15 protein-coding genes are annotated in these 23690 nt (G+C 39.8%); 4 read left to right on the forward strand and 11 right to left on the reverse strand.

The features are described 5' to 3' along the window. Positions 1-15 precede the first annotated feature (15 nt). Together SPI61_RS05760 and cobA are read left to right on the forward strand one after the other, a co-directional pair. Positions 16-906, forward strand: coding sequence for a haloacid dehalogenase-like hydrolase (locus SPI61_RS05760; protein WP_321137167.1), 891 nt, complete (start codon positions 16-18; stop codon positions 904-906). Between the two features lies 1 nt (position 907). Further along, a complete protein-coding gene (cobA, locus tag SPI61_RS05765) occupies positions 908-1624 on the forward strand; it encodes a uroporphyrinogen-III C-methyltransferase (RefSeq protein ID WP_321137168.1) in 717 nt (238 codons plus the stop codon). 63 nt (positions 1625-1687) lie between these two features. On the opposite strand, the gene SPI61_RS05770 is transcribed toward cobA, so the two are convergent. The 9 genes from SPI61_RS05770 to nagA form a co-directional block, all read right to left on the reverse strand. Further along, on the reverse strand, positions 1688-2044 hold the full coding sequence (locus SPI61_RS05770; RefSeq protein ID WP_321137169.1) for a Spx/MgsR family RNA polymerase-binding regulatory protein: 357 nt from the start codon (positions 2042-2044) through the stop codon (positions 1688-1690). Positions 2045-2062: 18 nt separating this feature from the next. Next, positions 2063-2719, reverse strand: coding sequence for a P-II family nitrogen regulator (locus SPI61_RS05775; RefSeq protein WP_321137170.1), 657 nt, complete (start codon positions 2717-2719; stop codon positions 2063-2065). Position 2720: 1 nt separating this feature from the next. Next, positions 2721-4187: a DUF1538 domain-containing protein gene (locus SPI61_RS05780; RefSeq protein ID WP_321137171.1), complete on the reverse strand. Its 1467-nt coding sequence runs from the start codon at positions 4185-4187 to the stop codon at positions 2721-2723. A gap of 687 nt (positions 4188-4874) precedes the next feature. Further along, positions 4875-5468, reverse strand: a complete 594-nt coding sequence (locus SPI61_RS05785; protein WP_321137172.1) for a M15 family metallopeptidase — start codon at positions 5466-5468, stop codon at positions 4875-4877. A gap of 671 nt (positions 5469-6139) precedes the next feature. Beyond that, on the reverse strand, positions 6140-7531 hold the full coding sequence (gene dnaB, locus SPI61_RS05790; RefSeq protein ID WP_321137173.1) for a replicative DNA helicase: 1392 nt from the start codon (positions 7529-7531) through the stop codon (positions 6140-6142). Continuing rightward, positions 7532-7975, reverse strand: coding sequence for a 50S ribosomal protein L9 (rplI, locus tag SPI61_RS05795; protein WP_321137174.1), 444 nt, complete (start codon positions 7973-7975; stop codon positions 7532-7534). Next, positions 7976-9964, reverse strand: coding sequence for a DHH family phosphoesterase (locus tag SPI61_RS05800; RefSeq protein ID WP_321137175.1), 1989 nt, complete (start codon positions 9962-9964; stop codon positions 7976-7978). Between the two features lie 736 nt (positions 9965-10700). Then, positions 10701-12296, reverse strand: coding sequence for a phosphoenolpyruvate--protein phosphotransferase (gene ptsP / locus SPI61_RS05805; RefSeq protein WP_321137176.1), 1596 nt, complete (start codon positions 12294-12296; stop codon positions 10701-10703). Beyond that, positions 12284-13402, reverse strand: coding sequence for an N-acetylglucosamine-6-phosphate deacetylase (nagA, locus tag SPI61_RS05810; RefSeq protein WP_321137177.1), 1119 nt, complete (start codon positions 13400-13402; stop codon positions 12284-12286). Before nagA ends, ptsP begins: the two co-directional genes overlap by 13 nt. Before the next feature lie 159 nt (positions 13403-13561). Between nagA and nagE the strand changes: the two genes are divergently transcribed. Continuing rightward, entirely contained in the window at positions 13562-15064 is a 1503-nt protein-coding gene (gene nagE / locus SPI61_RS05815) for an N-acetylglucosamine-specific PTS transporter subunit IIBC (RefSeq protein WP_321137178.1), read from the forward strand. Further along, positions 15064-15528, forward strand: coding sequence for a PTS glucose transporter subunit IIA (locus SPI61_RS05820; RefSeq protein ID WP_321137179.1), 465 nt, complete (start codon positions 15064-15066; stop codon positions 15526-15528). Before nagE ends, SPI61_RS05820 begins: the two co-directional genes overlap by 1 nt. 78 nt (positions 15529-15606) lie before the next feature. Here SPI61_RS05820 and SPI61_RS05825 read toward each other — a convergent pair whose 3' ends face one another. Both SPI61_RS05825 and SPI61_RS05830 read right to left on the reverse strand, forming a co-directional pair. Next, positions 15607-16374, reverse strand: a complete 768-nt coding sequence (locus tag SPI61_RS05825) for a class B sortase (RefSeq protein WP_321137180.1) — start codon at positions 16372-16374, stop codon at positions 15607-15609. 10 nt (positions 16375-16384) lie between these two features. Then, on the reverse strand, positions 16385-23614 hold the full coding sequence (locus SPI61_RS05830; RefSeq protein WP_321137181.1) for a hypothetical protein: 7230 nt from the start codon (positions 23612-23614) through the stop codon (positions 16385-16387). Between the last annotated feature and the right edge of the window lie 76 nt (positions 23615-23690).

The raw sequence follows: 23690 nt of genomic DNA on the forward strand, positions 1-23690 counted from the left end.
TAAGGAGTTGATAATATGAAACGATTTTTAAATTTGAGACCGAGCGAGATGATAAATCTCTCGAAGAACGAACTTCTGGATTCCATTTTGGCATCCGAATCGAGAATAATTATGGCGGAATCAATTGTCACAAAAACACCGTCGGACGGAATTACAGGAGCGGAAGTCGCTCGCGCATCCGGAGCCGACCTCATATTGTTAAATCTTATCGACGTGTTTGAGCCGAAAATAGAGGGTCTTCCAAAAAGCGACAATCCTGTTGAACTCATAACTGAACTCACCGGACGACCGGTCGGACTGAATCTCGAGCCGATCGATTTTAATCGCGAGATGATGGACAAAAGAATCGAAATATCAAAAGGCAGAGTCGCAAGTGAAGAATCATTAAAAGTTGCCGACGAATTGGGTTTTAAATTTGTTTGCCTCACCGGAAATCCGGCAACCGGCGTTACGAATGACGAAATTGTTTCAGCGATAAAAAGAGCTAAGAAAAACTTCAGCGGAGTAATTATCGCGGGCAAGATGCACTCGTCCGGCGTGAACGAAAAAATCGTAAATGTGGAGACGACGAAAAGTTTCATCGAAGCGGGGGCGGACGTGATTCTTCTTCCGGCACCTTTTACAGCGCCGGGAATTTCAGAAAGCGAGCTGCGTGAAAATATCGAGATTATAAAAGAGAGCGAAAAACTCTCGCTCGCATCAATCGGCACGAGTCAAGAGTCTTCCGACACATCGGTCATTCGAAAAATAGCACTTCATGCAAAGTCAATCGGCTTTGACATAATGCATATCGGCGACAGCGGATACGGCGGAATTGCATTTCCCGAAAATATATATAAAATGAGCAGCGCAATTCGCGGCGAAAGACACACAGTCTCGATGATTGCGCGCTCGATAAGGAGATAAAATGGATAGAAAAACAGTTTTGGCAGGTGCGGGTCCGGGAGACCTCGAGCTTGTCACGCTAAAAACTTTAAATGCGGTAAAAGAAGCTGACGTCATTTTATACGACGCACTCATTCCGAAAGAACTCTTGGACTATAAAAAGCCGGAAGCGGAACTGATTTATGTTGGAAAGCGCGCCGGCAAACATTCGATGAAACAAGATGAGATAAATGAACTGCTTCTCGAGTGCTCAAAAAAATATGACTACACATTGAGACTGAAAGGCGGCGACCCGTTTGTGTTCGGACGCGGTGGTGAAGAATTTTTGTATCTCAAAGAACATGGAATAACACCGCTCGTCTTTCCTGGGCTTTCAAGTGCAACATCGGCACCGCTTCTTTCAAACATTCCCATCACGCACCGAGGAGTTTCGACATCGTTCACCGTGCTCACTGGACACGAAATGGCTGGTTCAACCGTAGACTTCGAAGCGCTTGCAAAACTAAACGGCACAATCGTCGTTTTGATGGGAATCGGAAACACGGACACCATATCCGAAAAACTTATGAATGCAGGTAAGCCAAAAAACACGCCAGTCGCATTTATAGAAAAAGCGTCGACAAAAGATGAACGCCTGACAATAACAACTCTCGAAAATGCGTACCGAACAAAAATTGAAAAAAATATACAAACGCCGGGCATAATTGTCATAGGCGACGTTGTAAATGTATTAAAATAAAAAACGCTTGAGAAAATTCCCAAGCGAAAAAATGGAGGCTCACAAAAGCCTCCTTTTTGTTATCTATTTTTCTTCCAAATACTTTCTTACGCCCGGTCCTCCGACTGCGACAAATTTTTTCTTGTCGTCCAAAAGAATCGGCCGTTTTACAAGCTTGCCGTCGGTTGCAAGGAGTTCATACTTTTCCTCGTCCGTCATATCGGGAAGCTTATCCTTTAAATTGTTTTCTCTATAAATCATTCCGCTCGTGTTAAAAAACTTTTTTATGTCTAGCCCCGACTCCTCATGCCACTTCTTAATCTCAGCGGCAGTCGGATTTTCCTTGTCAATCTCTCTGTATACATAGTCAATTTTCTTTTCATCGAGCAAGTCTTGAATCTTTTTGCAAGTGCTGCATCTCTTGTAAGCGATATAAATCATAATAACCTCCACACTGTCCTATTTTGCCATACCGTATGTTTCTCTTACATCCGTCACATACAAAATTCCCTTGCCCGGTTCCTCGATTTTCACCTTTTCTCTTATTGCATCAACGATGGCTCCAGTCTTGTCAGCCTCCGAGATAATAAGGACAATCTCCTTTTCAGGCTCAATCACCATGTTAAAAACCTTTTGTGTCTCATGAGTGCCGGCGCCTCTCGCATTTATAACCGTGCCTCCCTTTGACCCGGCTTTTTCAGCCGCCTCAATAACATCGCTCGCCACTCCTCTTTCAACAATTGTATAAATAGCATTGTACATAATTTCACCTTCACCTCTCTCTTCACCTTCACCGTTAATAAAATGCGAACCGTATATGCTCAAAACATTCTCAATATATGCAATTCCATGGTTCGGCTTATGAAATTCCATCTTATTCGAAATATGCTCGGCAGCCTTAAAAATCAAATCCCTGCCGCCGACAATCTTAATAATCGCCTTTTTCTTATCATTAAGGCCGAGATAATCGAAAATAGTTCTACTTGCGGTTCCTATTCCATGAAGAATAGTTCCTCCCGCAACCCCGACTTCCCTTGCAAGCGCCAACACCTTGCTGCCCTTATCCTGTGCAACAATCACAGCCAGCATATCCAATTCTCTATCGTTGTTTACCATCCTATACCTCCGTCTTATTCTTTTTAATAAAGAAAAGCCCCAAAATTTGAAGTGCAATGAGCGGTGTCATCGCAACCATCGCAATCGTTCCGAAACCGTCCAACAAAAGATCCGCTGTCGGAACGGTGTTTGCAATACCTTGAGCATATGCAAGAATAAATGTCGCGGTCATCGGTCCGGATGCAACTCCGCCCGAGTCAAACGCAATACCCACAAAAAGATTTGGAACCTTTCTCATCAAAACAAAAGTCAAAATATATCCCGGAAGAAGCACATGCCAAAGTTGCATGCTCGGAACCAAAATCTTTAGAACCGAAAGCGCAACCGCAATGCCGACTCCGACCGATAAAGTCATCAAAACCACTTTTTTCTTTATCGAACCGCTCGTAACGCTCTCAATCTGATTTGTAAGAACGTGTACAGCAGGTTCTGCAAGAATTGTTAAAACTCCCATTAAAAACGCAATCCCCACAATTAAAACATTGCTTCCTCTCAATGCCAACTCGTGACCGATGTGACGACCGACGTCCATAAATCCGGAGTTTACACCTACAAGAAATATTACAAGACCGACAAATGTGAAAGTAATCCCTGTGAAAATTCTTGCATTTGCTCTCTTGGAATTGTGGAACCACTTAAAGTTCGCAACAATATATATCAAAATTATAGGTAAAAGTGCAAATATTATTTCCTTTGCAACAATCGGCGCTTCATGAATAAAATGCGAAAAAATTCCGACCTTATTCACGGCTTCAACCGGAGGCATATCTCCGAAAGAAACTTTCGAAACCATTCCCAAAACAAGAGCCCCGATAATCGCACCCGCCGATGCAATTCCTACAAGACCGAAAGAGTCTTCTTCAGACTTCCTACTGTCCTTATTCATCGAAGACGCACCCGATGCGAGTGCAAGTAAAAACGGAACCGTGAGCGCTCCCGTCGTTGCGCCCGAAGCGTCAAACGAAACAGCGAGGAAAAATGAATCGCCCAAAAATGCGAGCACAAGAATAATCCCATAAATAATAAGTAAAAATAATTTCAGTGACATAGACTTTACAATTCTCATAAGCCCCAGCGAAATTAAAATCGCAACCCCGACAGAAACGAGAACCACAAGTGAAGTCTTTGAGACAATTCCGTTTGTGACCTGTCCCACTTGATTTGCCAAAATATGCAAATCCGGCTCTGCAATTGAAATTACAAAACCGAGCACAAGCCCCAATAAACCGATAATATATAAACTATTACTCTTGACTGACGCGTTTCCGAACGAATCTCCTATCGGTGTTATCCCGAGATCTACACCTATCAAAAAAATCGTAAGCCCGATTATAATGAACAGCGCCCCCAAATAAAATCTCCCGAGCATGTCCGCTTCGAGCGGCACCAATGTCAAATGGAGTATAAAAACTAAAATCGAAATCGGTAAAACCGTCGATAAAACTTCTTTAAACTTTTCCTTTAGCAAAAAATTTCACACCTTTCCATAACAGCGTGTTTACGCCTGAATATATTATACTAAAAATAAAATTTTATTACAAATAATTAAAAGTTTTGCGAATAAATTTTTGTGTAAAAAAATAACCGGCGATTGCCGGTTCATATATAAATATTTTATAAACGCAACATTGTTGGTGGAATTATAAATTATACAAACGACACATATGGCGGGAGGACATCGTTACTCCTTATGTCGTAACGTATGCCATCCCGCTACGTCTTGCGTATTCAACATCATACATTATCATAACTTTATCGCAAAAATGTCCACAAACACCACAATTTGCGAGGATATTTTGATGACATGCGCCGTAATCTCAATTTTTGATTGCACAGGTGTGTTTTTAACATAATTCAATTCATAAACATATAAAAACATCGTTTACAAGTCCCTCATACACACAACGTAATTTGCTTGTATACACATTCGCAGATAAAATTGATGAAAAACGATTAGTGCGAGACTTTTTTGGAGCGAGGCATACTGGCAAGTATGTCGCAGCGACTAAAAAGTCGAACAACCGTTTTTCGCAATTTTAGCAAGAATATTTACGTGCGAGATTTTTAGGAGTGAGACGTACTGGCAAGTACGTCGCAGCGACTGAAATATTGAATCAAGCGTTTATCGCGAAAATCACCGCAAATAGAACCATTATTATGGTAACCACCATGCATCAAACTGAAAATGCGGTTTATCTTGATAATCGTCCCAAAAATATCCGGGATTTAGTCCAACTTCTTTTCCAATCTCTGCACATTTTCTGAAAAATTCTTCGTCCCCATATGGGTCCGGTCCGCGTTTTGCAATATCAAACGCACGCCTTTTTGTATGGCGACTGTTTTTTGTCCACGTCACAACCGGACCATCCGTTTCCCTTCCTTGTTTAAAAAGCTCTTCCTGCCTTTTTTGCGAACGATATGTTTCGGTGATAATAACCGGAAGACCTGCATTTTCACATCTATTTAAAAATTCTTTGCACAATTTTTGAGTGTGAGGTGTAAGTTCAGATATTTCCCGTATTTGCTCGGTCGAATCCTTGAGCGATTCACCATAATCTCCTCTGTCAAAAAAATACGCATAAACACCGAGCTTTGGAAATATTACGAATATAATCGAGAGCAAAATCAGAACAAACCCAATTATTAAAACCGGTTTTCTGACTCCGCCCCTCTTTTTTCGTTTCCTCTTTTTATTTCTATTTTCTTTTGTCTGAAGCCTTCTGTCTTCATTAATATATATTTCAGCCATTATTACTCCATTATTATATAAATTTTTTATATGATTTTTAAATATTGAATATGTATTTTGCGGCGATACACCTTTTTACGCGTTCGAAAACGAAATCAAAGATTTCTTTCTCACCCGTAAAAAAACTGGTCGCCGCTACGTTCGGCGTTTTCAACATAATACATTATCAAGCTTTTATCGCGATAAGTCCCACATACACACAACGTAATTTGCGAGGATATTTTGATGACATGCGCCGTAAACTCAATTTTTGATTGCGCAGGTGTTTGCAACATCATACATTTCACAAACAATAAAGAGCCGGCGATACCGATTTTTTCATAAACAAAATGATTTGCGAGGAATTTTCGATGAGAAACGTTTAGATGAAATATTTTAGGAGTGAGACTTTTTTGGCGGCGATACACCTTTTTATCTCATCTCGCGACGAAATCGAAGATTTCTGCTCGATGGATAAAAAAACTGGTCGCCGCTACGCACTGTGTTTTCAACATCATACATTATCAAGAATTTTATCGCGACAAGTCCCACATACACACAACGTAATTTGCGAGGATATTTTGATGACATGCGCCGTAAACTCAATTTTTGATTGCGCAGGTGTGCTCAGATGCACTCCGAGCAATCAAATAATTGAAGTTTGCAAGCAGGTCGCAAAATAGACCGCAAATTTAGATGAAGTCCGGAATCTCTTCTCCTCCCCCTGTCGCTTCCACTTCCGCCGGTGGAGCATCCCCCGGCACGTTTTTCATGTCGAGGAATTTTGTGTTTTCGCCTTTGTAGACGAGTTTGATGCTGCCGGTTGGACCGTTTCTATGTTTTGCGATGATTACTTCGCCGGTGCCTCGATCTTCTGAGTCTTTGTTGTAGTATTCATCTCTATAGAGAAACATTACAACGTCGGCGTCCTGTTCGATTGCTCCGGATTCTCTAAGGTCAGACAGAATCGGTCTGTGATCACTTCTCATTTCCGGCGCACGGGAGAGCTGCGAAAGCGCGATGAGCGGGATGTTAAGTTCCTTTGCAAGTCCCTTTAATCCTCTTGAGATTTTCGAAATCTCCTGTTGTCTGTTTTCAATTTTTCCACCTGCTTCCATGAGTTGCAAGTAGTCGATTAAAACGAGGTCGACTCCGTCCTGTTGTAGCGCAAGTCGTCTCAGTTTCGCGCGGATATCCGTGATTGAAACTCCCGATGTGTCGTCGATAAAAAGATTTTTTGATGAAAATCCATTCGCCGCCTGGCTTATTCTCTTCCAATCGTCCATGTCGAGGTCGCCCTTCAAGAGTTTCGTAAGGTCGATGTTTGCAAGTTGCGAGTAGATTCTCATTGCAAGTTGTTCTTTGCTCATTTCGAGCGAAAATATTACAACTGTCTTTCCCGCTTCTGCCGCAGCAACCGCAAAGTTCACCATGATTGCAGACTTACCCATGGAAGGCCTTGCAGCAAGAAGTATGAGGTCCGATTTTTGGAAACCCGAAAGCATTGCATCGAGGTCTTCAAATCCGGTTGAAAGTCCGGATATTCCACCCTTTAGTTTTGAACGCACCACAAGTTCTTCGGCTGTATTTTTAAGTATAAAATTTATTCTTTCCGGGTCGTTTTGAATCGAATGCAGTCCGATGTCAAGGATTTTTTCTTCCGTTTCGCTTATAATCGATTTTATATCAGCATCCGCTTTTAGCGCCTGTTCTCTCGTGTCCGTCGCAACGTCGTAGAGTCGCCTGAACAAGAATTTATTGTGAACAAGCGTTGCGACTTCCTTTGTGTTGTCACCCGAAATGTAGTTGTTTGCGATGTTTACTATGTTGTTAACACCGCCCGCTTTATCGAGATTGCCCGAAGTCATAAGGCAGTCGACAAGATTTACACGATTTATCCCCTGCCCTCTAGCGTTTAAAGAAATCATTGCATCAAAAATAATCCGATGAGCGCTATAGTAGAATTCATCGGATGAGCGAACGATTTCAAAAGCTGTGTCGACGCTTCTTGCATCTTGAATCATATTGCCTAGAAGCGTCACTTCGGCGTCAAGAGACGCCGGCAATGTCAACTCAGTTTGCATCTAGACCACCACTTCTATTTTAACATTTGCCTCAACGCTACCGTATAGTTTGATTTTTACATCATAAACTCCGGCTTCTTTAATTGCTTTCTTCAAATCAATTTTTCTCTTATCAATTTCAATGCCTTTTTCTTCACTGATTTTATTTGCGATATCGATATTTGTTACTGAGCCGAAGAGTTTTCCGGTCGAACCGCCTTTGAAATGAAGCTTAATGACCTCTTTTTCAAGATCTTTTTTCATTTCTTCAGCTTCCTTTGTGTTTTGTTCATCGAGTTCCTTCAAGCGTTGTTGCTCTTCTTCCCACTCTTTCAAATTTTCTTTACTTGCTTCTATTGCCAATTTTTTTGGGAGAAGTGAATTTCTCGCAAATCCCGGTTTTACATCTTTGATTTCTCCCTTTTTGCCAACATTTTTAACGTCTTCCAATAATATAACTTTCACTTAATTCTCCTTTTCATAATTGTCAATTGCATTTTTGAGGCTTTCCTTGGATTTTTCCAAATCGAGTTCAAGTCTGGCGCCCGCCTGTGCAAGGTGTCCTCCGCCGCCAAGAGCCTCCGCAATAAGTTGTACGTTTACATCTCCGATGCTTCTTGCGCTCAAATGTGTTTCGTTTGCTCCGACGTCAGCCAAAACAAAACTTGCCTTGACACCGTCGATTGTCAAAAGATCGTCCGCAACTTGAGCCGCCGTAAGAATAGCACTCGGTGAATTTCCTACACTTGCAATCGCATACTTGCCACTATATAGTTCGGTCGTTTCCGTTGCTTTCGCTTTATTTATAAATGTGTTGTAATCGTCTCTAAAGAGCAGTTTCACTTCCTCAGGGTCAGCGCCCATTCTCACAAGAAGTCCCGCCGCTTCAAATGTTCTTATGCCCGTTTGCACGGTGAAATTTTTCGTATCGAGCATAATTCCAGCCATAAGCGCACTCGATTCGAAGTGGGACAACTTTTTGTCCTCAATGATATATTGTAGAATTTCACTTACAAGTTCACTTGCACTCGATGCGTGCGGCTCGAGATAGACAAGCGATGGATTTTTTACAAATTCGTCAGCTCTTCTGTGGTGATCGATGACGACTATATTGTCCGCCGTTTCTGAAAGCTCCTCACTCGGACTTAAACTCGGCTTGTGGTGGTCCGTCAAAATTAAAAGGTCGCCCTTTTTGTAATTCTTGAGAGCCTCTTCAGGTGTCACAATTGATTTATAAATGTCCGGTGACTCCTCTTTCATCATCTCCATAATATTTGAAACCGCAACTGTATCGTTTCCAAGTACAAGAGATGCACTCTTTCCCATAAGTTGAACTACAGCCATCATCCCGACCGCACTTCCGATTGCGTCCATGTCCGGATTTTTGTGTCCGGAAATATAAATATTGTTCGCCTCTTTTATAAGTTCTTTGAGCGCATAACCGATAACTCTCGCCTTGACCTTTGTGCGCTTTTGAACCGCCTTTGTCTTGCCGCCGAAATAATCGTATCCGTTTTCAAGAACCACAACCGCTTGGTCACCCCCACGTCCGAGAGCGATGTCAAGCGCACTTCTTGCCTTGCCGTATTTTTGAAGAGGTGTCTCTCCAATGTCCGAAACACCGATTGAAAGAGTGATTGGAATTGTATTTCCAACTTCGATTTCTCTAACCTTGTCCAAAATATCGAACTTTTTATTCTTTATTTTATTAAAATTTTCTCTGTCGAGTCCGATTAAAAACTTGTCCGGCTCATACTTTCTCACAAAACCGTTGTGCTCACTAAAATAATTTGTGATACCGGTATCTATTACAGATTGAACTTTCGCACGATATGACTCATCGCCAAGCCCCTTTACCTCATCGAGATTGTCCACGAAAAGATAAAGCGCAACGAGTCCTTCCTTTGTGTACAGTTTTTTTAGATTATTATACTCAGTAATGTCCGACATATAAAGCACATATCTTTCGACCTCGCCGTTTCTTAAAATCTTGTCGGTATAACCCTTGTACATCCTGTCCTTGAATGTAAAAGTGAAATCGTCCTGCTCCTTTTCGAATTCGGAAATATTTATCGCAGGAATCATCTCATTTATCTTTGCATTTCTAGGAATCTCTCCCAAAATTTTTGAAAACGGATCGTTTTGCCATGTGATTACTCCGTTTGAATTGAGCATCGCCATCGGATATGGCATATTAAAAATCGCATGCGCAGTAACGCTTTTTAATTCCTCTTCTTCTCGCTTTTCGGAAGTGGTCTCCTCTTCAACTCTCTCCTCATGCAAACTCACATCTCGCGAAATCAAATAAGCGAGCGCTAAAAGAGCGAGTCCTCCGAAAATTGGCTGATAAATAAATGCCGGAATCAAAACTATAATCATCAAAATCACATACGGATATGTGGTTTTAAAATATTTCAATATCCAATTTCTTAAAGCTAATAAAAAATCCTTCATATAGCCTCCTTTGAGAGTATAAAATCTATATACCATCATTATACAACAAATACTTTATCTATTCAACTTGAATGATGAAGGGTTTTATTTGCGGTTATTTTCGCGATAAACACTTGATTCAATATTTCAGTCGTTGCGACATATTTACCAATATGTCTCACTCCTAAAATATTTCATCTAAGTGTTTCTCATCGAAAATCCCTCGCAAATAACGGTGAAGATGGATTTTCGAAATTGGATGGGGTTTTTGGGTTCTATATTTTATGTAATCAGCGTTGTTGGTGGGGATGTAAATTGTTTGAACGGCATATATGGCGGCAGGACACACAGTGCCTGCCGTTACAGATGCGTGCACATGCATATATAATTGTAAAAAGATATACAAAATTTCAAATACGCAAAAAAAGAACCGGCAATCACCGGTTCCCATATAAACCACAATTTGCGAAGATATTATAATTCTATAAATTTATGTCGGCGATATAAATTTATATGCATGCAAAAATCTATGATTCCCTTTTTGAATACGGTAGGTGTAACTCACTCGTAAAAAATTTAATCGCCATTATGTCAGTGTTACATTTTCTGCAATTTATATTCCCTGTTATTTGCGATGATATTTTGATGAGAAACGGTTGTATGGAGTGTTTTTGGAGTGAGGCATATTGATAAATATGTCGCAACGACGAAAACACGGAATCAACCGTTTATCGCAAAATAGCACGCAAATAAAAAACTAATCTGCATTAATTACGTTTCTCTTAACTTCCAGTATCTTGTTCATCGCCACACTCACCTCATCCAGTCCAATGTCCAAGTAAAAGTCGAGCATTTTCGGGTCGGCGCCCATTGCACCGCAAATGCCGACTTCGATGTCGTTCTTTTTTGCGCCTGCGACTGTTAGTTCGATGAGGCGTTTGATTGCGGGGTGATAGTCATCACGCATGTGTGCGATTTCATTGTTTGTACGGTCGATTGCGAGGGTGTAGCTCACAAGGTCGTTTGTCCCGATTGAGAAGAAGTCGACATATTTTCCGAGTTCATCAGCGATGATTGCTGCCGCCGGAGTTTCAATCATGATGCCCAGTTTAAATTCTTTAAAGTGTCTCTTTTCATTTTTCAATTCTTCGAGACACTCGTCAATTATTTCTCTGGTTTCAAGAATTTCCTTCGGCGAGATGACCATCGGAAGCATGACGCGCAAATCTCCGTAGTAAGACGCTCTCAAAAGTGCCCTGAGCTGCGTTTTAAAAAGTTCTCTTTCAGCAAGCGAGAGCCTTATTCCACGAAGTCCCATTTGTGGGTTGTCCTCTTTTTTTAGGTCGAGATAGTCCACTTGTTTGTCGGCGCCTATGTCCATTGTGCGCACAATTACCGGTCTATCTTTCATCGAGGTGACTGCGAGTTTATATGCTCTATATTGTTCTTCTTCATCCGGCGGATTCTTTCTTCCGAGATACAAAAATTCACTCCGAAATAGTCCGATTCCTTCCGCTCCGTTTTTATTCGCTTCCTCCGCTTCAATTTCGGAGCCGATGTTTGCGTACACATTCAGCTTTTTCCCGGACTTTGTCACGGCGCTTTTCGAGATATATTCTTTCAGCTCTCTCGCCTTTTCCATTTCTTTTTCAATCTTTTTTTCGTAACTCGAAAGCACATCTTCCTCCGGCTCGACAATGAGTTCTTGGGATTCTGCGTCAAGGATTGCAAGTTTTCCGTCGAGGCTGTAAATATTTCTGCAATCGAGACTTATCAGCGCCGGAATGCCGAAATTGTTCGCCAAAATCGTCGTGTGCGAAGTTTTCGAGCCGCGAAGAGTTGCGATTCCCTTGATTTTCCTGAAATCCATCTCAAGCGTTTCCGAAGGATACAGTTCGTCCGAAACAAGAATATATTCCTCGTTCATGTCTTCCGCTTTTTTCCCGAGAAGATTCTTTATAACTCGTGTCATAATGTCTTCGACGTCGTTTGCGCGCGCTCTGAAATATTCGTCTTCCATATCGATAAAGATTTGTTTGAGATCTTCTTTTGCGCGATAAACCGCATACTCCGCTGTGAAGTCATTGTCTATATAATTTTCTACAGTTCCTGAAACTTCAGGATCCGAAAGCATTTCAAGATGCGCCTCGAAGATTTCTCTCTCGTCGCCGTCGACACCGCTCATTATATTTTCGATTTGATTCTTTGCATTTTCAAAAGCCTCGAGACTCCTCTTCTTTTCGATTTCAATTCCCGCGCCTTTCTTCTCCTCGATTTCCTCTTCCCTTTCAAGCACTTTTATTTTCGAAATGCTGATTCCGCTCGAAACGGAAATGCCGTTTATTTTTTGCATATTTCTTCTCCTCGTAAAAATATTCTTTCAATGTTTAGCTCGTCGTCAAGCACAAGCAAGTTTGCAACATTGCCCTCTCTGATAGTTCCGACTCGCCTGTCGATGCCCAAAAGTTTTGCCGGATTTGTCGTTGCCGCTCTTATCGCATCTTCTTCCTTTATACCCGCCTTTATTGCATGTTTCATACAATCAAAAAGATTCGTTGCGCTTCCTGCAATAGTGTCCGTGCCCTTTATTGTCGCCTTGTTTTTCACCTTTACAATTTTTTGACCGCCCAGCATATACTCGCCGTCCGAAAGTCCCGTCGCCTCGTTCGAATCGGAAACGAGAATCATCTTCGTGTTTCCGAACATTTTAAAAATAAGTCGAATTATTGCATCGTGAATATGAACTCCGTCGGTTATAAGTTCGGCGGTGCTTCCGTTTTCGATTGCCGCCGGAATAACTCCCGGTTTTCTGTGGTGAATGCCGGGCATTGCGTTAAACGTGTGCGTCAAATGCGAAAAACCGTTTTTGTATGCGTCGACCGCTTCGTCATATGTCGCATTTGTGTGCGCAACAGAAAGCACATATTTGTCGCCGAGTTTTTTTGCAAATTCCATCGCTCCGTTTATCTCAGGCGCAATGCTTATAATTCTTAAAAGCCCGCCGCTCTTTTCGTCGAGCCTTTCGACCATTCCGACGTCCGGCTCCATCAAATATTTCGGATTTTGCGCGCCGATTTTGTCCTTACTTATAAACGGTCCCTCCATATGAATGCCGACAACTTCGCTATATCTGTTGTCGTATTCTCCTATTGATTTAAAAATGCCGTCAAGAATTTCCTCATTAAAAGTCATAGTCGTCGGACAAAATTGCGTTATGCCGTGCTCCAAATTATATTTTGCAATCGTTTCAATCGAGCCCACTTCTCCGTCGGAGCTGTCCTTTCCCATCGCACCGTGCGTGTGTATGTCCGTGAGGCCCGGAATAATTCTTTTCCCCGAAAGGTCAAATCCGTCCGCCATAATTTCGTCCATAATAAATTTAATTTTTCCGTCTTCAATCCATAAATCTTTTCTTTTATATTTTCCGCCAATGAAAACGGCGGCGTTTTTTAATAGCATAAAATCAACTCCCAATTAAATTATACCCATAAATTTTAAAGATATACATACATATTTGTGATAAAGTGTTTATATGCCACCGTTTCTTGGTATAATATATGTGAGGATGTGTATAGGAAACTATTTCACATTTTAAAAAAATTATAAAGGAGGGTTTCTATGAAAAACCTACAAAAACTAGGCAAAGCCATGATGCAACCTGTAGCAGTTCTTCCTATAGCTGCACTTTTGGTCGGCATCGGCTATTGGATTGACCCGGTCGGCTGGGGCGGTTCAAACAAGCTTGCAGCCATTCTTATCAAATCAGGCACAGCAATTTTAGATAATATTCCTATTATATTCGCAGCAGGTATTGCATACGGCCTTTCAAAAGACAACAACGGAGCCGCTGCTCTTGCGGGACTTGTTTCATTCCTCGTGTTAAAGCAAATTTTAAACCCTGGAACAGTTGCAATGCTTAAAGGTCTTGATGCAAACGCTGCCGACTATGCTGACCAAATGAAATACATTTCAAACGAACTTGGTTTTGCTGTAGTCGAAAATGCATTGACCGGAATTTTATCGGGACTCGTCGGAGCGTTCAGCTACAACAAGTTCTATGACAAAAAATTACCGGATGCTCTTGCATTCTTCAGCGGTAGAAGAATGACCCCGATCGTTGCATCATTCATCATGATCTTCGTATCAATCATTCTCTACTTCGTATGGCCTGTTGTTTTCGCAGGACTTGTAAAATTCGGTAACTGGATGATCGGACTCGGCGCACTCGGCGCAGGACTCTTCGGATTCTTCAACAGACTTTTGATTCCGTTCGGTCTACACCACGCATTAAACTCGGTATTTTGGTTCGACATAATCGGTATCGGCGACCTTACAAACTTCCTAAATGGAGCACAAGCTCTTGAAGCAGGAACAGCTGTAAAAGGTGTAACAGGAATGTATCAAGCAGGATTCTTCCCGATCATGATGTTCGGACTTCCTGCAGCAGCACTCGCAATGTACACATGTGCAAAACCTGAAAAGAAAAAAGAAGCAATGGGCGTTCTTTTGGCAGGTGCGATCGCATCATTCGCAACAGGTGTTACAGAACCTCTTGAATTCTCATTCATGTTCCTCGCTCCTGTTCTATACCTCGTTCACTCAATTTTAACAGGTATCTCACTTGCAGTCGCAACACTCTTGAAATCAACGGCAGGCTTCGGATTCTCCGCTGGTGCAGTTGACTTTATACTCTCACTTAAAAACCCGGTTGCAAATAAACCGTGGCTATTGATGCTCATGGGTTTAGTTGCATTTGTTATTTACTTTGTTGTGTTCAGACTTTTCATAAAGAAAATGGACCTCAAAACTCCGGGAAGAGAAGATGACACTGCCGAAACAGTTAAAACTGCAAAGGTTACATCTGCAAAATCAGGCAATGACAAATTTAGAAAACAAGCTGAAACAATCATTGCAGGTCTCGGCGGAATCGAAAATATCTCATCTTTCGACTATTGCACAACAAGAATAAGAGCAACCGTAAATGACCCGACAAAAGTAAATGACGCACAAATTAAATCATCCGGTGCATCCGGACTCATAAAACCGGACGCAAAATCCATCCAAGTTGTAGTTGGCCCACAAGTACAATTTGTATATGATGAAATGGTGAAGATGTCATAATGCTCGGACTATTTAAAAAAGCAATAAAAATCTACGCTCCGATGAACGGAAATGTAGTTGACATAACCGAAATCGACGACCCTGTTTTCTCACAAAAAATGGTCGGCGACGGCGTTGCTATAATTCCTGAATCGATGGATGTGCTCGCACCGATGGACGGAGAAATAACACAATTCTTCGAAACGGGACACGCCTTTTCAATCAAAAACGGCGACACGGAAATTCTCGTTCACGTCGGAATGGACACGGTCGAACTGAAGGGCGAAGGATTTACAAAAATCAAAAAAGTTGGCGACACAGTTAAACACGGCGACGTAATTTTAAAAGTCGACCTTCAAAAAATCGAAGAAAACGGCAAAAAAATTGACACCCCTATCGTCGTGATGGACGCAGAAAACAGAGAAATAAAAAAAATAACGGGCGCTGCAACAGCAGGCGAAACCGTTATCATGGAAGTAAAATAAGAGATGGAGTCCAAATCGGGCTCCATTTTTTTGCGCATAAAAAAAGCAGGCATCAAAACCTGCTTTTTGTTGTTCGAATCAATCCTCGAAACCTGAGGCAGAATCTGCGGTAACTATCGTCACCACGACAAGTCTCAAATTCTTTCGCTCGTACGAGCAAGTAACAAGATTTACGATTCTGTCCTCTTCTTTTAAATTGTAATTTGCGTCGTAAAGTGCATTCTTTCGAATCGTGTCGTAAAACTCTTTGCGCTTGTTAAAATCGTCATAATCCCTCGGATTAATATATTCATCGCCCGAAATGAGCGCCGAGAGCACGGCTTTTGTTTTAAAACTTTTGCCGTCCGTGTAAAAAGTAAAACCGTCAAACTTCGGCTTTGCCTTAAACTCGTTTAATGTTGCAAACATACTCTCATCCTCCATCATGTGACCGTAAATCATCACAAAAGGATCATGCGCATCTTCGTTTCGGTAGTCCATAAAAATCGAACCCACGATATTTCTCTTTCCGTCAGCGCCCGTGTACAAATACTTTGTATTGTTGTCGGTCTTTACGACGGGATAGTCGATGTGCCCCTCATCCGACTTTATCCATAAAACAATCTCATTGTTTATGTTCCTCAGCTTGTCAAAATCGGGGCCGTTCGACTGCTCAAACTTATCTTCGTCGATTTTGGAAATCTTTTTCTCGCTCGAAACATCAAAAGATATTTCTCGAATTTTCGAGTAAGTTTCCGCACCGATTTTTTCATCTCGCTTGAGCTTTATGAGCGAATAAATTTCGTATGCAAGAAATATCGATACGATGACTATTAAAATGTTTATAAGAGTCTTTTTAAACTTCACTTTCACTCACTTACTTTACATATAATTTTTTCTTGAGAACGCAAAGTCCGAGAAGCATAATAAATCCGAGCCAAATATTCATCATTTCTAATTTAACGCCTGTCTTCGGCAAATTCGGTTCACCCGGTCTTCCAGGGTAACCCGGTTGATTCGGTTCGTTTGGATTTATCGGTTCATCCGGTTCTTCAGGTTTATCCGGTTCTTCAGGTTTGCCCGGTTCTTCAGGTTCTTCCGGTTCTTCAGGTTCTTCCGGCTCTTCAGGTTCTTCCGGTTCTTCAGGTTCTTCAGGTTCTTCAGGTTCTTCCGGTGGATTGTTCGGCTTCTTGTAGTTTTCAGCCTTCAATACAAAACCGAGAGCATCCTTTTCATCAAACTTAAATACTTTTCCTGTGTAACCGTCTATTTGTTGTTCTTCCACTTCATAGGTGTATGAAAGAATCTTAACAGTTACTTTTCCTTTTTCATCAACTTCTTCAATTCTCTTGAATAATGGTAAGTGATTTACTTGATCGACAAATTTATTCTTTTCGTTTAAAGTAAGACCTTTGTCGAGTTTAATTCTTTCGACAACTTCGCCGTCTTCATCTTTAACAATTTGCCAAATATCAAATTGAACTTCCGGTCTGTCTTTCTTGATTTCTTCGCCATTTGCTTCAAAGAATTCCTTGAAAAGTTTTATAAATCTTTCTTTTTCAAGATAAACAGTAACGGTATTTGACTTATCAACCTTGTTTTCAAAGTACATATTTTTGTCTTTGTCTGTCAAATTGTCAAGGTTAAAGAAGTCTTTTGCATCGCCGAGAACAACATCTTTGCCGTCTGTTCCGGTGTATATAACTTTTCCGTTTTCGATTCGTGCATCGAGTTCCGGAATCATCATCGGAAGAATGAATTCTCTCGATTCATTGTATGGGAATCCTGTTTCCGGTGGATTGATTTTAATGCCTTCGACTTTTGCAAGACTGATATTTTGTTTTTGCATTTCAGCTTTTGAATAGAATTCATCTCCAACTTTGTATTTGACTGTAAATCCATCCTTTTCTTCAACAAAATCTCTTAGTACAGGACGTAATCCTTTGTTGCCATTAAACAAGTCTTCAAGTTGCCATTCCGTATCCGTTTGCTCAAATCCGGTGTTGATAAGTCCCTTGTTGTCGAGATAGTATTTAATCTTGTAGTTGAACTTGTCACCGAATTTCAGTGTTGCCGAGCCCTTAAACCATTCGCCGGCTTCGTCTTTATTAATAACTTTGCCGTCTTTATCCAAGAGTTGCAAGTACTTGTTGACATTTGCATTATGACCGTCGGTAATGGTAATAGTTTTTGTACCGAAAAGGAATTCTGCTTCATTTCCAAAACCGCCCTTATTTGTATAAGGTTGACCTTGGTTGTTGTTATCTTCGCTTTCCTTATACTTTTCCTTGTTTACAAGAAGATTTGTGATTTTTAATTTCATTTGATTCTTTGAGCCGTGCGGTGCTTCAAAATAAGGTAACCAAGCAAGTATCGCTCTTTGTCCGTCTTTGATATTTTCACCGAGAGCTGCTCTTAGAACTTTTGCCTTGTCGGCATCTGTTTTTTCAAGTTTAGCTAAATAAGCTTTAACATCTTCAGTATAAACATATTCGATACCGTTTTTAAATTTCTCAATATCGAGTGTTTTATTTGCACCGTTTGCATAAATTCCGTCATTTACTTCAACAGTAACTGTTGAATCTTTTGTAAATTCAAAAATATCAGGTAGGATATCGATGATTAAACCGTTGTTGTATTTGTAGTATCCGTCTGTGGTGTAATCATCTTTATTAATTTCTGATTTTTCACCTTTCAACGCATCTTCAAGTTCTTTTTGGTCTTTCTTCATCTTGTCCACAGTCACGTCAATTGTGAAGTCGACTTTCTTGTCGGTGTCTTCGCTGACATTCACCTTGTCGGTATCCGACTTTTTGTCAACTTTCGGATTTTCTTCATCTGGAGTTTTTGGTGTTGGCTCATAGGTCAATTCAAATTCAGATTCCGCTTCCATTTCTTCTTGAGCTTCATCTTCGCCTTCTTTTGGCTTAGAACTTCCGTCGCTTCCTGCAGTTTCAATACAATGACCTAAAATTCCGTGACGACAGATTTTCTTCTTCCAGCCGTCTTCGTTTCCGAAAATTGCAGAATCCGAATTGCCGCCAATCAAGAAAAAGTTTGCCTTGTTTCCATACATTGCACGGTTGTAACCAAGCTTACTCATATAATATCCCGCAATGTCTATCGGGCTGTTTACGAGTTCTTTGTATGCTTCTGATTTCTTGACTTTTTCATTCGTAATCTTGTCTTCAATCTTTGTTACATTACCATCTTTGTCCACTATATAGTACGGATTTAACGGTTGTCCCTTTGAATCAAGAATAGGAGCTAAGTCTTTAAAATCTAAGTCTTTTCCAAGAGTAACAGTGTATTTGCCACGACCGTATTCTTCGTCTTCGTTTACAGTTACAAGAGGTTTGATTTCAATTTCTTTAGATGTAATCTTTTCATTAACTCTTCCGTAAGCTTCAGCCATGACTTCTCTAAAGAAATCTTCATCTCGCATTTGTTTCTTAAATTGTTCATCCGACAATTTCTTTTCAGTCTTGATTTTTCCAATCGCTTCTTGGACATATTTGTCCTTGTTGGTCAAAGCATTTCCGAATTCGTCGGTGTATGGGATGTCAATTTCAGGAATGATAACGGATGTGATGCCGATTTTTTTGGTCTTTACCTTTTCCGTTGCCCCGCCGATAACGGTATTCTGATTAAATATAAACCTGATTGCATTGAATCTGAAATCGTCAAATTTGTAATCGCCTTTGCTGTTATCAAGATATCCGAGTTCAGCTTTTTTAATTTCTTTAATAATTGAGTCTTTGATTTTTGTAAGCTCAGCATTTAATTCTTGACCTTCACCTGTCAAAGCCTCAATCATTGATTTGAATTTTTTGTTTAATACATTGTAACAATCTTTTGAATATAGCTTTTTAACAAGTTTATCAAAAGAACTTTTTAAACTATCTGTTGAAGTTGCGTCAAGTTTCTTTGCTTCATCAATCGCGTCTTTAATATCGTTTTGATACTTTTCTTGTACCGGACTTTCGAATTTATGAGTTTTGTCATTTTCAACCTTTTTATAGAAAGCGTTCAAAACTTTAATTCTAATTTGTCCCTTGACTGTGTCACGAGTAATTTGGTACTTGATTCCGTTTTGTTCAATTTCAACTGATTTCTTGTCACCAAGTGCTTCCAGAATCTTTTCAGAAGTTAATGTGAAACCATCTTCTGCAGCTGTAAAGATTTTTTTGGTATAGAATGAATTTACGCCGAATTGAATTTCTTTTATTTGATCAATAAAGAAATATTCTTCCGTTCCTTCAAACGCTTTTTCTTTGTAATTTTCATCCTTTTTCTTCTTAGCTTTTTCAGCATTTTCCCAATCTTCTTTAGCTTTTTCCCAGATTGTTTTTTTGTCATTTACGATGATTTCATCATAAACAAGACGATTGTCCATATTCGAATCTGTAACTACGATGCTTTCGTCTTTATTTTCAGGGAACAATGCTCCGCCCGGATTGTTGAATCCGACTTCCCAAAGTAGAGAACGTTCAATCTTTGTTTCTTTGCCTTCTTTATCAAGAATTACTAATTCTTTCTTGTCATTTAAAGCAAATTTTGCTCCGTCATAAAGTCTTCCGAGTTCAGATTGAATCTTATCGAGAATCAAAATATCTTTTTTGTTATTATCGTCTTTTCTGTCAAGTCCCAACAAATATTCGATATACTCGTCTCTTGTTTTTTGGTCACTTTCTTCGCGATAGAATATATTAAAGAAATTGTAGTCCGGACTTTCAAGAAGTTCCTTCGGCGGATTCTTGAAGAATGACACTGGAGTACCTTCCTTAATCTTTAAAGTAAAGTATTTGTCGACAGATTTTGTTTGAGCTTCTTCGCCCTTTTCGTTCTTAAAAATAGATGTTTCGATAAATCTTGGATTTTCGTCGCTTTCTTTTTCTTCATGATCAAAAGCCTTGTTCGGTACTAAATATTTTGCAGCTATATCCGCATGAAGTTTGTAAACAACCTTTTCCCCAGCTAGGAAGCCCGGGAATTTAATTTGGAATTTCGCATTCTTTACCGCTTCGTAGATGTCTGTTTCATCCGTCAGCTTTTCATATTCATTGCCCTTGTCATCTTTAAGAATTTGAACAACTCTTCCGAAATTGTTTAATGACAATACGTAAACTTTTTCTGTTTCATTGACGTTTACATAATATTCAAAACCTTCTTTTGAAGTTCTCTTAACATAAGTGTTTCCTCCAACGGTTACATAATCTTCAGGTTTTATGCTTCCATGGTAAACTTCTGTACCTTCTTCAATAGGTTCATTCTTGTCGCCGTTTTTATAAGAGTCGACGATTTTGAAAACTGCGTCTAAAGTTTTGAAATGTGTGTAGAACTTTTTGCCTACCAAGCCTTTATCGTCGTCTTTAATTCCGACAAATTTTTTGCCGTCAAAATAATATTTTCCGACAATGCCCTCATATTCCTTTTCATCAGTGATAATAGAATTGTCGCTATTAACAAATTTTTTGCCTTTTTCGACTTTTAGATTTGTTCCGTCAGTTTCCTTTGTTTCTTTGCCTTTTTTGAAAGTATATTTTTCAGATGCTTTTTTTACTTCGATATCATCCAAAACATTTCCGAACTTGTCAATCAAGACAAGGCCTTTTTTGTATTTGAGACCGGCTACGATATATTCTGCTTTGTTGAACACAGCATTTTTGACTTCTTTTAGATTTTTCTTTTGTTCTTCTGTAGGATTTACTATTACATTTCCTTCATTATCTTTTAGAATTTTACCGTTCTCATCAACATAAGCTATTTCGAAACCTTTATATTCTTTGTCAGAACTATTCTTTCCGGTATATTTATTCTTTTCATCGAATATTCCGTCTTCAATAACGGTTCCGCCATAAACATCTTTATCGCCATCTTTTACAATGATTTGGTCGCCTTTAAAAGTCGGTGTGACGTCAATGTCTGCTTCATCATCTTTATTGGAAACATTTCCTTCATAGACATCTTTTTCCTCTTCGTAAGAAATAAGTTTTCCGTCATTAAAGATATATGTTGTGCCTTCCTTTTTAAGCTTTCCATCTTTAAATTCTTCAACCCATTCATCTGTTCCGTCGGCATTCTTTTTATAAAGTTTGCCGTCTTTTACTACGAATGTTACATTACCTTCGTCATCAGTTATTTCATAATATTCTTCTGTAATAACATCATGAGTTTCGCCTTTTTCATCAACATAAACTTTCTTTCCTGCTTCTTCCAAGATTTTATCCTTGAGTTCCGCTTTGGTAAGTTTTTCTCCGTTATAAATAAGATTGCCGTCTTCATCTTTCTTAAGATTTCCACCTATACTTTCCATTCTAAGTTTTAAGGTGTAACTTCCATCCTTGTTGTCTTGATATTCAAGTCCGGATTTATAAAGATATTTAGCAAAACTTTCATTGTATTCCGGGTATTCCGGAAGTTTAATCTTGATTTCCACATAAGACAGCGGCAATGTTTCGCCGTTATTGGAGTTTACAATGACATTGTCAATGTATCCGTCTGTTTGTTTGATAAATGTAAAAATATCAAAAACTTTCTTTGTGTTTTTGTCCACAACTCCGTCGGTCGTATCGCCCGCATCAATTTCTTCCGGCTTTTTCTGATCTTCCGTTCCGATTGTTCCGATGTTTGCATCGTCAAAACCTTTTTTAGTAATGAGGAATTTTTTGGTTACTTTTTGCTTTCCCGCATTCATTTCGATTTCAAAACCTTCATGGAATGCCGCTTTAAATGCCGGCAAATTCATTTCAATTTGAGCAATTGTAAATTTATCGCTTGTAGTAAATGAATATGTGCCGTCGCCATTATCTTTAAGAGTGAATCCTTTTCCATCTTTGGTTCTTACAAGATCTTTAAGGACTGCATCCGGAATCTTTTTATCCGTTTTATTTGGTTTGATGGTAAAAGTAAAGTCTCCACCATCATCTTTCCTTACTTCAATCAAAAGATTTGCGCTTGTATTGTCCGGAATGTAGTAGGTCTCGTCTTTATCTTTAAGCTCAGGACCTGCAGTGCTTCCATCCAATGGATACACTTTGATTTCAGGTTGCCCGTTTGTGTATTGAGGAGTAATTTCTCCTTTATCTATCGCTGCATCCAAAGCATCCTTTGCTTCTTTATAAGCCTTTTGACGCTTTTTCAGTTCTTCCGGCGTTACACCATCTTTTTCAGGATCCAAAGCATCTTTTAAAGCCTGTCTTGTCGCCTCATATTTTTTAAAGACATCGTTCTCTGCTTCTTTGACACGCGGGATTTCATAGTCCTTATTGAAATCATCCTTAGCTTTCTTTTCTTCATCTGTCAATTTTCTCGGCGGATTGAATTCTCCAAGAAGTTTATTGAGTTTATCAATGTCTTCCTGATTCAATTTTCCATCTCGCCTGTCAGATTGAATCTTGTCGTAAAGCTCTTGAATCTCCTTATATTGACCGTTTCTCTTCGAGTCGGTAAAACTATTCACAACCTCTTTGTCGAGCTTTTCTTTTCCATCCGCTTCAACTTTTTCCAAATACTTTTCATTGTATTCCTTTTGAAGCTCAGCTTTTTTCTTATCATCCTTTTCAGCATCGATTTGAGCTTTCAATTCACTTAAATCTTTGTCTGCATTAGGATCGATTTCCGGCCCTTTCGGTGTTTCTTCTTCAGGTTTTGATTCTTCTTCCGGTGTTTCTTCTTCCGGTGTTTCCTCTTCCGGTGTTTCTTTTTCCGGTTTAGATTCTTCCGGGTTAGATTCTTTCGGTGTTTCTTCCGGTTTTGGTTCCTTCGGTTTCGGTTCTTTTGTACCGTCACCTTTCGGTTCTTCGCCTGTTACAGGTTCAGATGTTTCACTTTCCCCGGCTTTTGGTGCAGCATTTAAAACGGGAGTTTTATTTTCTTCACCGTCTTTATTCTCTTCACCTTCTAAAACCTCTTCGCCATCACCATTGTCTTTAATCGGTTCAGCATTACTCTTTGTTTCCTCTCCTTCTTCATCGGGAGAAAGATTAGAATTTTCGACGACGTTCACATTTGTTTCGTCATCAATTTGAGCAAAAATCTCTTTTGTTCCGAACATAAAAATCGCAACAAAAATCGATAAGATCACTACTTTTAATTTCTTGTTCATTTTTCTCCCCTCCTTTCTTTTTAATATTATTGCACTAAGAAATATTTCTTATGATTTATTTCTTTTGCAATTAGTT

Origin of the sequence: Ezakiella sp., assembly GCF_034180565.1 — a bacterium.
GTDB lineage: Bacteria > Bacillota > Clostridia > Tissierellales > Peptoniphilaceae > Ezakiella.